10 protein-coding genes and 1 pseudogene are annotated in these 12,168 nt (G+C 72.7%); 5 read left to right on the forward strand and 6 right to left on the reverse strand.

What is annotated here, in order from left to right; genetic code table 11:
* Positions 1 to 32 precede the first annotated feature (32 nt).
* Together AC1MLT_RS17320 and AC1MLT_RS17325 are read right to left on the reverse strand one after the other, a co-directional pair.
* Positions 33 to 1,061, reverse strand: coding sequence for a Bug family tripartite tricarboxylate transporter substrate binding protein (locus AC1MLT_RS17320; protein WP_481035300.1), 1,029 nt, complete (start codon positions 1,059 to 1,061; stop codon positions 33 to 35).
* Between the two features lie 47 nt (positions 1,062 to 1,108).
* A complete protein-coding gene (locus AC1MLT_RS17325; RefSeq protein WP_481035301.1) occupies positions 1,109 to 2,182 on the reverse strand; it encodes an Ldh family oxidoreductase in 1,074 nt (357 codons plus the stop codon).
* A 152-nt stretch (positions 2,183 to 2,334) separates the two neighbouring features.
* Between AC1MLT_RS17325 and AC1MLT_RS17330 the strand changes: the two genes are divergently transcribed.
* From AC1MLT_RS17330 to AC1MLT_RS17340, 3 genes are read left to right on the forward strand one after another with little or no spacing between them, the layout of a single operon-like run.
* Positions 2,335 to 3,339, forward strand: coding sequence for a LysR family transcriptional regulator (locus AC1MLT_RS17330; protein WP_481035302.1), 1,005 nt, complete (start codon positions 2,335 to 2,337; stop codon positions 3,337 to 3,339).
* Positions 3,336 to 3,539, forward strand: coding sequence for a type II toxin-antitoxin system VapB family antitoxin (locus AC1MLT_RS17335; protein ID WP_481035303.1), 204 nt, complete (start codon positions 3,336 to 3,338; stop codon positions 3,537 to 3,539). The genes AC1MLT_RS17330 and AC1MLT_RS17335 overlap by 4 nt, the downstream gene beginning before the upstream one ends.
* Entirely contained in the window at positions 3,536 to 3,916 is a 381-nt protein-coding gene (locus AC1MLT_RS17340; protein WP_481035305.1) for a type II toxin-antitoxin system VapC family toxin, read from the forward strand. Before AC1MLT_RS17335 ends, AC1MLT_RS17340 begins: the two co-directional genes overlap by 4 nt.
* 237 nt (positions 3,917 to 4,153) lie before the next feature.
* On the opposite strand, the gene AC1MLT_RS17345 is transcribed toward AC1MLT_RS17340, so the two are convergent.
* The 4 genes and pseudogenes from AC1MLT_RS17345 to AC1MLT_RS17360 all read right to left on the reverse strand — a co-directional run bounded on the left by AC1MLT_RS17345 (position 4,154) and on the right by AC1MLT_RS17360 (position 10,896).
* The gene (locus AC1MLT_RS17345) at positions 4,154 to 7,408 is read right to left on the reverse strand and encodes a CusA/CzcA family heavy metal efflux RND transporter (RefSeq protein WP_481035306.1); all 3,255 of its coding nucleotides are present in this window, start codon (positions 7,406 to 7,408) and stop codon (positions 4,154 to 4,156) included.
* Between the two features lie 13 nt (positions 7,409 to 7,421).
* Positions 7,422 to 9,006, reverse strand: a pseudogene (locus AC1MLT_RS17350) (efflux RND transporter periplasmic adaptor subunit).
* Positions 9,007 to 9,016: 10 nt separating this feature from the next.
* Positions 9,017 to 10,279, reverse strand: coding sequence for a TolC family protein (locus AC1MLT_RS17355; RefSeq protein ID WP_481035307.1), 1,263 nt, complete (start codon positions 10,277 to 10,279; stop codon positions 9,017 to 9,019).
* Positions 10,280 to 10,380: 101 nt separating this feature from the next.
* Entirely contained in the window at positions 10,381 to 10,896 is a 516-nt protein-coding gene (locus AC1MLT_RS17360) for a hypothetical protein (RefSeq protein WP_481035308.1), read from the reverse strand.
* A gap of 216 nt (positions 10,897 to 11,112) precedes the next feature.
* Here AC1MLT_RS17360 and AC1MLT_RS17365 point away from each other — a divergent pair, with 216 nt between their 5' ends.
* Positions 11,113 to 11,433, forward strand: a complete 321-nt coding sequence (locus AC1MLT_RS17365; protein WP_481035309.1) for a hypothetical protein — start codon at positions 11,113 to 11,115, stop codon at positions 11,431 to 11,433.
* Positions 11,430 to 12,131 (forward strand): VIT1/CCC1 transporter family protein, encoded by a 702-nt coding sequence (locus tag AC1MLT_RS17370; RefSeq protein WP_481035310.1) that lies wholly within the window; start codon positions 11,430 to 11,432, stop codon positions 12,129 to 12,131. The genes AC1MLT_RS17365 and AC1MLT_RS17370 overlap by 4 nt, the downstream gene beginning before the upstream one ends.
* Positions 12,132 to 12,168: the final 37 nt, after the last annotated feature.

The raw sequence follows: 12,168 nt of genomic DNA on the forward strand, positions 1-12,168 counted from the left end.
GCGGGTGGGCGGTCGGTCGGTCGGTCGGTCGACTAGTCGACCTTGATGTTGTTGGCCTGGATGACCTGCCGGTAGAGCGCGAACTGGTTGCGCAGCGCGACGCCGAAATCGGCCGGGGCGGTGCCGCGGATCGTCATGCCCTGGGCCACCAGCTGCTTGCGGGTGTCGGGGTCGTCGAGCGACTTGCGCATCGCGGTGTAGAGCTGGTCGACGATCGGCGCCGGCGTGCCCTTGGGCGCGACCAGGGCGAACCAGGAATTGAAGAGGAAGTCCGGCAGGCCGGCCTCGGAGACGGTCGGCACGTTGGGGTACTGGGCCAGCCGCTGCGGCGTCGAGACGGCCAGCAGGCGCAGCTTGCCGCCGGCGATCAGCGAGGTGACGGTGCCCAGGCCCTGGAAGGCGCCGTCGACCTCGCCGGCGGCCACCGCGATGGCCGCCGGCGTAGCGCCCTTGTAGGGCACGTGCGTCAGGCTGACGCCGGCCTTGTTGGCGAACATCGCCATCGCCAGGTGCTGCGGGCTGCCACTGCCGCCCGAGCCATAGTTGAGCTTGCCCGGGCTGGCCTTGGCGGCGGCGATGAAGTCGGCCACGGTCCTGTAGGGTGAGTCGGGCTTGACGACCAGCCCCCACTCGATGGTGCCCACCAGCGAGACCGGCACGAAGTCGGTCAGCGGATCCCAGCTGGCCTTGTAGATGTTGGGCACCATCGTCAGCACGCTGTCGTTGAAGCCGCCCACGGTGTAGCCGTCGGGTGCGGCCTTGGCCACCCGCTCGGCGCCGATCAGGCCGGAGGAGCCCGCCAGGTTCTCGATGTAGAAGCTCTGGCCGAGCTCGGTGCCCATGCGCTGCACCAGCACGCGCGCGCCGTTGTCGACGGCGCTGCCGGCGGCCAGCGGGATGATCATGTGGATCGCCTTGGCCGACGGATAGGCCGGCTGGGCCGGGGCGGTGCCGGCCGCCACGGCCGCGAGGGCCGCCAGCAGCGTGGCGGCGAGCCGGCGCGCCATGCGCCGGGGCGGGCTGCGGAACGTGGCCCGGGTCGGGTGGGTGGACGTCGTCATGGGTGGGTCTCCTGGTTGTCGGGTGGCGCCGGCGCGGCCGGCCGGTGCTAGGGGCGCTGCAGCGGCGCGATGCCCAGGCGCGCGGCGAGGCGGTCGAGGTCCTCCACCAGCGCGAGGGGCAATGGCGCGCCTTCGTGCTCATGCGCCGCGCGCTTGCCGTGGCTCTGCTCGCCGGGCAGCCAGATGCGCTCGACGCCCGGCAGGCGCTCGCTGTCGCGGATGTCGCGCACCAGCGTGTCGACCGCCGCCTTGAACGGCGCGGCGCCGCCGAAGGCCGCCAGGTCGAGCACCAGGATCGCCTGGCCGGTGTTGGTGGGCGTGCTGTGGTCGGCGTTGAAATCCACCACCTCGCGGCCCATGGCCGCGCCCTGCAGGGTGCCGGCCAGCAGGCCGACGATCAGGGCCAGCCCGTAGCCCTTGTGGCCGCCGATGGGCAGCAGGAAACCCTCGTGCGCGCGCTGCGGATCGGTCAGCGGCTGGCCCTGGCGGTCGACCATCCAGCCCACCGGCATCGATTCGCCGCGCTTGGCCTTGGCCTTGACCTTGCCATAGGCGGCCACGGTGGTGGCCATGTCCAGCACCACCGGCGGTTCGTCGCCGGCCGGGATGCCGGCGGCGATCGGATTGGTCGACAGCAGCATCTCCATGCCGCCCCACGGCGGCAGGTGGTTGGCGTTGCCGACCGCGAAGTAGAGGCCGATCATGTCGTGCGCCAGGGGCATGCGGGCATAGAGCGATGCCGGTCCGGCATGGTTGCTGGCGCGGGTGCCCACCCAGGCCACGCCCGCGACGCGGGCCTTCTCGATCGCCAGCCGCACCGCGCGCGAGACCACCAGGTGGCCCATGCCGTTGTCGCCGTCGACCACCGCCATGGCGGCGCGTTCCTCGACCACGCGGATGTCGGGCCGGGTGTTGATGCCACCGGCCTCGATGCGCTGCACGTACTGCGGCAGCCGGATCACGCCATGGCCATCCGAGCCCTGCAGATCGGCCTCGGCCATCAGCCCGGCGACGATGTCGGCATCCTCCGGTGGCAGGCCGACGCGTCGCAGCGCGTCGGCGACGAAGCGGCGCAGGCTGGCGCCGGGGACGTGGATGGGCGTGGGGTCGTGGCTGGGCATGGCGTGTCGGGCGGCGGCCGCGAGGCCGGGCGCCGGGGGGTCCCGGGAGTGGTGCGTGGCGCGGAGTCTAGGAAGCCGAGGGCGCCCGGTCCAATGCCGATTCGGTCGCGAGCCATATCATCCTGCGATCGCTCCCTCATCCCGCCCACCCGATGAACCTCCGCACCCTGCGCTATTTCGTGGCCATCGCCGATGCCGGCAGCCTGACCGCCGCCGCCGCATCGGTGTCGATCGCCCAGCCGGCATTGACGCGCCAGATGCACGACCTGGAAGCCGAGCTCGGCGTCAAGCTGTTCCAGCGCGGCGCGCGCGGCGTGCGCCTGACGCCCGATGGCGCCACGCTCTACGAGTCGGCCGGCCGCATGCTGGCCGAGGCGGCGCGGGTGCGCCTGCTGCTGGGCGGCGAGGGCGCCGACCAGAGCGCGACCGTGGTGCTGGGCGTGACGCCGACCCTCACGCGGGTGCTGCTGCCGGGGGTCTTCGAGCGCTGCCACCGGCACCTGGCCGGCGTGCGGCTGGTGGTGCGCGAGGCCTTCACGCCGCAACTGGTGGAGGGCCTGGAGCGCGGGCTGGTCGACATGGCCGTGGTCACCAATCCGGCGCCGCACCGGGCGCTGGCCCTGCAGCCGCTGCTGGTCGAGCCCTTCGCGCTGATCGCGCCGGCCTCGCGCGGCCTGCCGGCCTCGGTCTCGCTGGCGGAACTGGCTCCGGTGCCCTTGCTGATGACCGGCCTGCACCGGGGCATCGTCGAGCGGGCCCTGGCGCCGCTGGGCGCGCGCCTGCGGATCGAGGCCGAGATCGATTCGGTGGATGCCATCCGCGAGCTGGTGCTGCAGGGGCGCTGGGCGACCGTGATGCCGGTGTCGGTGTTCAAGGACCTGCCGGCCGGCCGCGTGACGCTGTCGCAGATCGCCGGCACGCAGATCAACCGCATCCTGGCGCTGGCCACGCGCATGGAGCGCGCGCGTGGCCCGGCGCTCGGCGTGGTGAACGACGTGGTGCGGGCCGAGGCCGCCAAGCTGGCGGAGCAGGGGATGTTCGGCTTCCAGCGAACTGGCACGGCTGCCGCCGACGGCTCCGCGTCAGCACCCCACGCCGAGGGTTCATCTTTGGTGATGCACAATGACATCTTTATTGATGCAAGGCGCCGACCATGAGGACCACCGTCACCATCGACGACGAACTGTTCGACAAGGCCTTGGAGATGGCGGACCCCGACATGGACCGTGCGGACATCTTCCGCGAGGTCTTCAAGACGTTCATTCGGGTGCAGGCCGCCAAACGGCTGATCGCGTTGGGTGGATCGACGCCCGACATGAAGCCGGTCCGACGTCATCGTGAGGAGTCCGCTCGGTGAGCGGTGTGTTGATCGACACGTCGGCCTGGGTCGATCATCTCAGGACGGCCGACGCCGTGGTCATCGACATCCTTGCCACCGGCCGCGCTCTGACGCACCCGATGGTCATCGGCGAACTCTCGCTCGGCACGCCGAGGGACCGCCAGCGAACGCTCGAGGCGATCGGACTGCTTCAGCGTACCCATGCGCCGTCGATGAGCGAGGTGCTCGATTTCGTGGAGAAGGAGAAGCTGTATGGCCTGAGCTGCGGTCTCATCGACGTGACGCTGCTGATGTCCACCTTGATCACCCCTGGCGCGACGCTGATGACGGCGGACCGGCGTCTCTCGGCACTTGCCGAGCGTTTCAAGGTGCTGCACAGGACCGCGCTGCATTGACGGACCCCGCGCGAGTCCGACGGATCGATTCCAGAGCGATCCCGATAGTGACCGGCCGGCGCTGGCATCCGCATGCGCCCCCTTTGGAGTTCCCCCCTATGCGTCTGCTGGTGGTCGAGGACGATGTCCTGCTGGGCGAGGCCCTGGCGATCGGATTGCGGCGCGGCGATGGCATGACCTGGCTGCGGCGCTGGCGCGATCGCGGCCTGAAGCTGCCGTGGCCTGGCGGTGGCGTCCTCAGGCCAGGGCGATCGCCGGCCGGTCCGGCATCAGGCTCGGCACCGGATCGGGATCGGCCTCGCGCCGGTGCGCGAAGCGGTAGAGCACCGGCAGCACCAGCAGGGTCAGCAGGGTCGACGACAGGATGCCGCCGATCACCACGGTGGCCAGCGGGCGCTGGACCTCGGCGCCGGTGCCCGTCGCGATGGCCATCGGCACGAAGCCGAGCGCGGCCACCAGCGCCGTCATCAGCACCGGCCGCAGGCGCGTCAGCGCGCCCTCGCGCAATGCCCGGTCCAGTGGCGCGCCGGCCTCGCGCAGGTTGCGGATGAAGGAGATCATCACCAGGCCGTTGAGCACGGCCACGCCCGACAGCGCGATGAAGCCGACGGCGGCCGTGATCGACAGCGGGATGCCGCGCAGCCACAGCGCCAGGATGCCGCCGGTGAGCGCGAAGGGGATGCCGGTGAAGACGATCAGGCCGTCCTTCAAGTTGCCGAACATCGCGAACAGCAATCCGAACACCAGCACCAGCGCCACCGGCACCACGATCCGCAGCCGCTCGGTGGCCGACTGCAGGTTCTGGTACTGCCCGCCCCAGCGGGTCCAGTAGCCCGCCGGCACCTCGACCTGCCGCTCCAGCGCCGCGCCGGCCTCCGCCACGAACGAGCCCAGGTCGCGGCCGCGCACGTTGGCGCTGACCACGACGCGGCGCTTGCCGTCCTCGCGGCTGACCTGGTTGGGACCGGGCGCGAGCGACAGCGTGGCGACCTCGGACAGCGGGATGAAGCTGACCCGGCCGACGCCATTGCCACTGCCGCCACTGCCGCCACCGCTGCCGCCGTTGCCACCGTTGCCACCGCTGGCGCTGGCGCCGGCGGCGGGCGGCGGCAGGGCGATCGGCAGGCGCCGGATCGCCTCGGTGTCGCCGCGCAGCCGCTCCGGCAATCGCACCACGATGTCGAAGCGGCGGTCGCCCTCGAACAGCGTGCCGGCCTCGCGGCCGCCGATCGCCGTGGCGATGGTGTTCTGCACGTCGGCGATGTTCAGGCCATAGCGCGTCGTCTTCTCGCGGTCGATGTCGATGCCCAGCACCGGCAGGCCGCTGGTCTGCTCGACGTTGACCTCGGCCGCGCCGTCGATCGAGCCGAGCACCCGCGCGATGCGGCGCGCGGTCTCCTCCAGCACGCCCATGTCGTCGCCGAACACCTTGACCGCGACATCGGCCCGCACGCCCGAGACCAGCTCGTTGAAGCGCAGCTGGATCGGTTGCGAGAACTCGTAGGCGTTGCCGGGGATCCGCGCCACCTCGGCCTGCACCGCCTCGATCAGTTGCTGGCGGGTGCGCCGGGGCCGGGGCCACTCGCTCTCCGGTTGCAGCATGACGTAGGCGTCGGAGATGTTCGGCGGCATCGGATCGGAGGCGATCTCGGCCGTGCCGGTGCGCGCGAAGACGCGCCGGATCTCCGGGAACTTCGCCTTCAGGGTGCGTTCGAGCTGCTGCTGCATCGCGACCGACTGGCTCAGGCTGGTGCCCGGGATGCGCAGGGCCTGGATGGCGAAGTCGCCTTCGTTCAGGCTGGGGATGAACTCGCTGCCCAGCCGGGTCGCCAGCAGGCCCGCGAGCACCACCGCCACGGCGGCGCCGGTCACGACCACCGCCTTGGCATCCAGCGCGCGCTCGAGCAGCGGCGCGTAGCCCCGCCGGGCCCAGCGCATCAGGCGGTTCTCCCGCTCCGCCACCCGCTGGCCGATGAACAGCGCCACCGCCGCCGGGATGAAGGTGATCGACAGGATCATGGCGCCGAGCAGGGCGATCACCACCGTCGTCGCCATCGGGTGGAACATCTTTCCCTCGACGCCGGTGAGGGCGAAGATCGGCAGGTAGACGATCATGATGATCAGCTGGCCGAACAGCAGCGGCCGCCGCGCCTCGCGCGCGGCGGCGAACACCTCGTCGAAGCGCTCGGCGCGCCCGAGGGGCCGGCCCAGGCGCTCCTGCGCGTGCGCCAGCCGCCGCACGCAGTTCTCCACGATCACCACCGCGCCGTCGACGATGATCCCGAAGTCGAGCGCGCCCAGGCTCATCAGGTTGGCGCTGACCCGCTGGTTGACCATGCCGGTGAAGGTGAACAGCATCGACAGCGGGATCACCAGCGCCGTGATCAATGCCGCGCGCAGGTTGCCCAGGAACAGGAACAGCACCGCGATCACCAGCACCGCCCCTTCGAGCAGGTTCTTCTTCACCGTGGCGATGGCCTTGTCGACCAGCACGGTGCGGTCGTAGACGGTGATCGCCTCGACGCCGGCGGGCAGCGTCCGGTTGATCTCCTCCAGGCGCCGCGCCACGGCCTGCGAGACGATGCGGCTGTTCTCGCCGATCAGCATGAAGACCGTGCCCAGCACCACCTCGCGGCCGTTGTCGGTGGCCGCGCCGGTGCGCAGCTCGCGGCCGAGGCCCACGCTGGCCACGTCGCGCACGCGCACCGGCGTGCCGGCGCTGTTCGACAGGATCACGTTGCGCAGGTCCTCCAGGCCGCGCACCTGGCCGGGCGCGCGGATCAGGTACTGCTCGCCGCGCCGCTCGATGTAGCCGGCGCCGACATTGGCGTTGTTGAGCTCCAGCGCGCGCACCACGTCGGCCAGCGACAGGCCGTGGGCCGAGAGCAGCTCCGGGTCGGGCGCCACCTGGTACTGCTTCTCGAAGCCGCCGATCGAGTTGATCTCGGTCACGCCCGGCACGCCGCGCAGCTGCGGCTTGATGATCCAGTCCTGGATCTCGCGCAGGTCGGTGGCGGTGTAGGGCGTGCCGTCGGGCTTGCGGGCGCCGTCGCGCGCCTCCACCGTCCACAGGTAGATCTCGCCCAGGCCGGTGGAGATCGGGCCGATCATCGGCTCGACGCCCGCCGGCAACCCGGCGCGGGCCGACTGCAGGCGCTCGTTGACCAGTTGGCGGGCGAAGTAGACATCGGTGCCGTCGCGGAACACCACCGTCACCTGCGACAGCCCGTAGCGCGACAGCGAGCGGGTCTGCAGCAGGCCGGGCAGGCCCGCCATCACGGTCTCGATCGGGAAGGTGACGCGCTGCTCGGTCTCCAGGGGCGAGTAGCCCGGCGCGCCGGTGTTGATCTGCACCTGCACGTTGGTGATGTCGGGCACGGCGTCGATCGACAGCCGCTGGTAGCTGTGCAGCCCCAGGGCGGCCATGGCCAGCACGGCCAGCAGGACCAGCCAGCGCTGGTCGATGGCGAAGCGGATGATGCGTTCGAACATGGTCGCTCGGTCCTCAGTGGGTGTGCGTCGCCGCGCCCTTGCCCTGCTGCGCCTTGACGACGAAGCTGCCGGCCGCGGCATGCTCGGCGCCGGCGCGCAGGCCGCTCACGATCTCGACGCGGCGGCCGTTGCCGCGACCGAGCCGCACCCCCTGCGGCACGAAGCCGCCCTCGACCTTCAGGAACACCACCGGCTTCTCGTCCAGCGTCTGGATCGCCGACGCGGCCACCGTCACCGGCGCGTCGATCTCGTTGGCCACCACCTCGACCGTGACGAACAGGCCCGGACGCCAGGCATCCTGCGGATTGGGCAGCACCACCCGCGCCCGTGCGGTGCGCGTCTGCTCGCCCAGCAGCGAGCCGACATACGACACGGTGCCCTCGGCCACCGCGTCGGAAGCGGCGGCGCGCACCACCACCCGTTCGCCGACCCGCACCTGCGACAGGTCGCGCGCCGGCACGTTGAGCTCGGCCCAGACCCGCGACAGGTCGGACAGGGTGAAGACCGAGGCGTCCTCGCGCACCGCCTCGCCCAGGGCGATGTGCTTCTCGACCACGATGGCGTCGAACGGCGCGCGCAGGGCCAGCCGGCCGAGCGAGGCGTCGTCGGTGGCCGCACCCAGGGTGCGCAGCTTCTGGGCCGCGTTGGCGACCGCGATCTCCGCCTCCTGCAAGGTCTGGCGGGCCTGCAGCACATCCTGCTCGGGCGAGATGCGCTGCTCCCACAATGTCTTCTCGCGCTCGTGGGTGGTGCGCGCGAGTTCGCGGCGCCGCTGCGCGGTCCGCAGTTCCGAGCGCATCTCCGAGACCATGGCGCTGGAGATCACCGCCAGCACCTGGCCGCGTCGGACCTTCTCCGAGGTCCGCGCCCACGCTCTCCACCACGCCGGCCACGCGCGGCACGATGTGCGCGGTGCGGTCCTCGTTGAACCTGATCTCGCCCGGGAACTGCAGCGCGCTGCGGATGCTGGCCGGCCGGCTGGCTTCCAGCGTGATGCTGGCGGCCTGGATCTGGCCCTCGGTCATCTCGACCTTGCCTTCCTCCTCGGTGAAGCCGAAGCGATGCGCGCCGGCGGGCGTGCGGGCGTCGACGACGGCCTCGAAGACATGCGGTTCGGGCACCGGCTGGTCGCTGGCCAGCGCATCGTCGCGGGGCGTCAGCTCCAGGATCTGCGTCTCGCCGTTCGGGCGCGCCAGCGTGAGGGTGATGGCGTGGCCGGCGGGCGCCACCGGCCGGTCGCCGGCGAGGACCCAGGCCTTGAAGCGCGGGATGCCGTCGTCCTCGGCCAGCAGCAGCTCGAGGCCGAAGTCGCCGGCCTGGAAGCGCTGCCCGCCATGCGGGCCGCGGGCCGCCTGCGCGGTCCGGCCGGAGTCCGCGCCGTGCGCGTCGCCGCCACCGGCCCGGCCATGGTCGGCATCGTGGTCGCCGTGCTCGTCGTGCTCGCCGCCCTCGGCGTGCTCGGCGGGGCCGGCGCTGGACGTGCCGCCGCCGCGCAGGATGAGGATGCCGGCGACGATGCCGAACGCGAGCAGGCAGGCGATCAGGACGAGCTGCGCGCGGCTCGGGCGGCCGGCGCTCGTGGGTCGTGGGTGAGCCATGGGGATTCCTTCAGCGGGGGATGAGGGGGAGGGCGTCCGACAGCGCCGGCTCGCCCAGCAGGCGGTCCAGGTCGGTCACGGCGCGATGCGCTTCGGCCAGCGCGCGGAGGTACTGCGAGCGCGCCAGCAGCAGGGTGCGCTGGGCGTCGAGGACGTCGAGGAAGCCGAACTTGCCGAACTCGAAGCCGGTGGTCGCCGCCGTGACGGCGGTCAAGGCGCCGGGCAGGATGTCGCCGCGCAGGGTCTCGACCTCGGCCAGGGCGTTGGCGTGACGCTGGCGCGCCGTGGCGGCATCCGAACGCAGCCGCAGCGCGATGGCGTCGGCCTGGTCCTCGGCCTGGTCGCGTCGGCTCAAGGCCTCGGCGATGTTGCCCCGGTTGGTGTCGAAGAGCGGCAGGGGCACCGAGATGCCGACGATCGCCTGGTTGCGGCCGAGCGCGACATCGCGCTGGCCGCCGGCGGTGATGGTCAGGTCCGGGATGCGCCGGGCCCGTTCGAGCTCGGCCAGCGCGGCCAGGCGCCGCACCTGCAGGCGGGCCTGGCGGCTCGCCGGCGCCTCCGCCAGCCGGGCCTCGACGGCGGCCTCGGTCGGCAGCGCCGGCAGCGCCAGGGCGTCGCCGTCGAGCGGCTGGTCGAAGGCCGGACGCCCCAGCAGCGCGCCGAGCTGCTGGCGCTGGGTCCGCAGGTCGCCCTGCGCCTGCACCAGTTCCAGCCGTACCCCGGCCTCGGCGACCCGCGAGCGGGTCTCCTCCAGCGGCGCCACCTTGCCCGCGCGGACCCGGTTGCCGGCCGCCAGGCTGCCGCGCGCGGCGAGGTCGAGCGAATCCCGCGCCAGCCGCACGCGGTCTTGCGAAATCAGGGCGACGAAGAAGGCCGCCGTGACGCTGGCCCGCAGCTCGGCCCGGCGGGCCTCGAGCTGGACGCGCGCGATGTCGATCGCGCGCTCGCTGGCCTCGATGCGCGCCGCGCGCTGGCCGCCGAGCTCGAAGGGCTGGCTAAGCAGGACCGTGTGGGTGCGGTTGTCGCGCCGCGGGTCCTCGAGCTGGGCCGCGAGGGTCGGATTGAGGCGCGCCTCGGCCTGCAGGCGCGCGCCCCGCGAGATCTCGATCTCGCGGCGCGCGACCTGGATCTCAGGGTTGTCGGCGAGCGCGGCGCGGATCGCCGCGGCGAGGGTGAGGGGCGGGGCCGCGCCGGCGGCCCGTTCCTGGGCCAGCGCGTGGCCGCCCGTGAATGACGCCAGCACCAGGGCCAGCGGCAAGAGATACCTGCACATCGAATTCTCCAGTCATGGGGAAGAGACCAAGGAATCCGACGCGTTTCGTCAAACCATCATCTGCGAGAAGGAGGAGGTGGGTGGGAAGCGAACGCGCCGGCTCAGAGGGCGCGTTCCCAGCGGGGGCGATCGATGCTGTCGGGCCGGCCCGAGGCGGACGCGGCGACGGTGGCGGGAAGCGGGGCCTGCCGGACCACCGGCCCGAAGCGCGGCGTGGCTGCTGTCGCGAACTGGCCCGCCACCCCGTGGCAGTAGCTGCAGTCGGCATGGTCGGCCACCGGTGAGCCCCGGGGCGCGTCCGGCTCCGCCGCCACGCCCTGCGCGCCGTCGGCCAGCGATGCCACGGACGCCAGCGATGCCATCTGCGCCGCCGGCTGCGACCCGGGCTGCGAACCCTGGTGCACGTGGGCGTGGTGGCCGATGTGGAACGAGGGCGGATTGCTCTCGTGGGCGCAATAGGGGGCCGCCGCCGCCCAGCTGAACTGGGCCGGCAGCAGGAACATCAGCACGACCAGGAGCCAGCGTCCCGGGCCCGGCGCGAGCCATCCCCTGCGCGCGGTGCCGGCGGCTTTCGGCCGGATCGCGTGCGGGTGGGAGGGCGGGTGACCGGCGGGCATCGGGGTGGCGAGGGATCGAGGCTTCGAGGGATCGGGAGGGTGGGGATCGAGGCGCCGCGGATTGTAGGACGGCGCGGCAAGACCCCGGCCGGGCCCGGGGGTCGCGGCCGTTCCCGCCGCCGTCGCCTTAAGCGGAATCCAAGCTTGGACGGCGATGCTCGGGGCCACCGCCGGTCCGCCACCGGCCCCACCCTCCCACGTCCCCGAGGCATCCCAATGACACCCGGCCTTCCTCCGGCGCCATCCGCCACCTCCACCCCCGCTGTCGCGCCCGGCGCCGCCGTCCTGGTCGTCGGGCCGGCACGGGCACAGGCACAGGCCCCCGCCGCGCTGGCGCTGGCGTTCTTCCTCGGCCTGGGCCTGCTCTCGGGCTCCTGCACCTGGTGCATCTACGATGCCTTCGATCACGACGGCCTCGACCTGCGCTCGGCGATCGTCGAGCCCTTGCGGGCGGCGCTCGACACGCCCCCGGCCCGTCCCGTGGCGCCCCCGCCCGGCGGCGCGATGCCGCCGGACGCCACCGGTGCCGCCTCGTGAGGGGCCCCGGGCAGCGCCATGCGGAACGCCATCGCTCGACCCGCATCGGCTGGCTGCGGGCGGCCGTCCTAGGCGCCAACGATGGCATCGTCTCGACGGCCAGCCTGATCGCCGGCATCGCCGCCGCCGATGCCGGGCGCGCCACCATCCTGGTCGCCGGTCTGGCCGGACTGGTCGCCGGCGCCATGTCGATGGCCGCCGGCGAATATGTCTCGGTCCATTCGCAGGCCGACACCGAAGCGGCCGACCTGGCGCGCGAGCGGATCGAGTTGCGCGACGATCCGGCGGCCGAGCTGCGCGAGCTCACGGCCATCTATGTCGATCGCGGCCTGTCGCCGCCGCTGGCGCACGAGGTCGCCGAGCAGCTGATGCGGCACGACGCGCTCGCCGCCCATGCGCGCGACGAGCTCGGCATCACGCAGGCGCTGGTCGCCCGGCCGCTGCAGGCCGCCCTGACCTCGGCGGCCAGCTTCGCGGTCGGCGCGGCATTGCCGCTGGCCGTGGCCTGGCTGGTGGCTGCTTCCTGGCTGCTGGCGGCCGTCGGCGCGACCTCGGTGGTCTTCCTGGCACTGCTGGGTGCCATCGCCGCCCGGGCCGGTGGCGCGGATGCCGCTGGTGGGGCGTGGCGGGTTGCCTTCTGGGGTGCCCTGGCCATGGCCGTCACCGCCGGCGTCGGCCATCTGTTCCCCGGGGCCTGAGGCGATCCCGATAATCACGGCCCGGCGCGCACTTCCG

The organism is Variovorax sp. PEI5 (assembly GCF_056679935.1).

What these genes read in the sequence shown, in the direction of transcription:
- AC1MLT_RS17320 (WP_481035300.1), bottom strand. Translation starts at nt 1,061, where the DNA reads ATGACGACGTCCACCCACCCGACCCGGGCCACGTTCCGCAGCCCGCCC.
- AC1MLT_RS17325 (WP_481035301.1), bottom strand. Translation starts at nt 2,182, where the DNA reads ATGCCCAGCCACGACCCCACGCCCATCCACGTCCCCGGCGCCAGCCTG.
- AC1MLT_RS17330 (WP_481035302.1), top strand. Translation starts at nt 2,335, where the DNA reads ATGAACCTCCGCACCCTGCGCTATTTCGTGGCCATCGCCGATGCCGGC.
- AC1MLT_RS17335 (WP_481035303.1), top strand. Translation starts at nt 3,336, where the DNA reads ATGAGGACCACCGTCACCATCGACGACGAACTGTTCGACAAGGCCTTG.
- AC1MLT_RS17345 (WP_481035306.1), bottom strand. Translation starts at nt 7,408, where the DNA reads ATGTTCGAACGCATCATCCGCTTCGCCATCGACCAGCGCTGGCTGGTC.
- AC1MLT_RS17355 (WP_481035307.1), bottom strand. Translation starts at nt 10,279, where the DNA reads ATGTGCAGGTATCTCTTGCCGCTGGCCCTGGTGCTGGCGTCATTCACG.
- AC1MLT_RS17360 (WP_481035308.1), bottom strand. Translation starts at nt 10,896, where the DNA reads ATGCCCGCCGGTCACCCGCCCTCCCACCCGCACGCGATCCGGCCGAAA.
- AC1MLT_RS17365 (WP_481035309.1), top strand. Translation starts at nt 11,113, where the DNA reads ATGACACCCGGCCTTCCTCCGGCGCCATCCGCCACCTCCACCCCCGCT.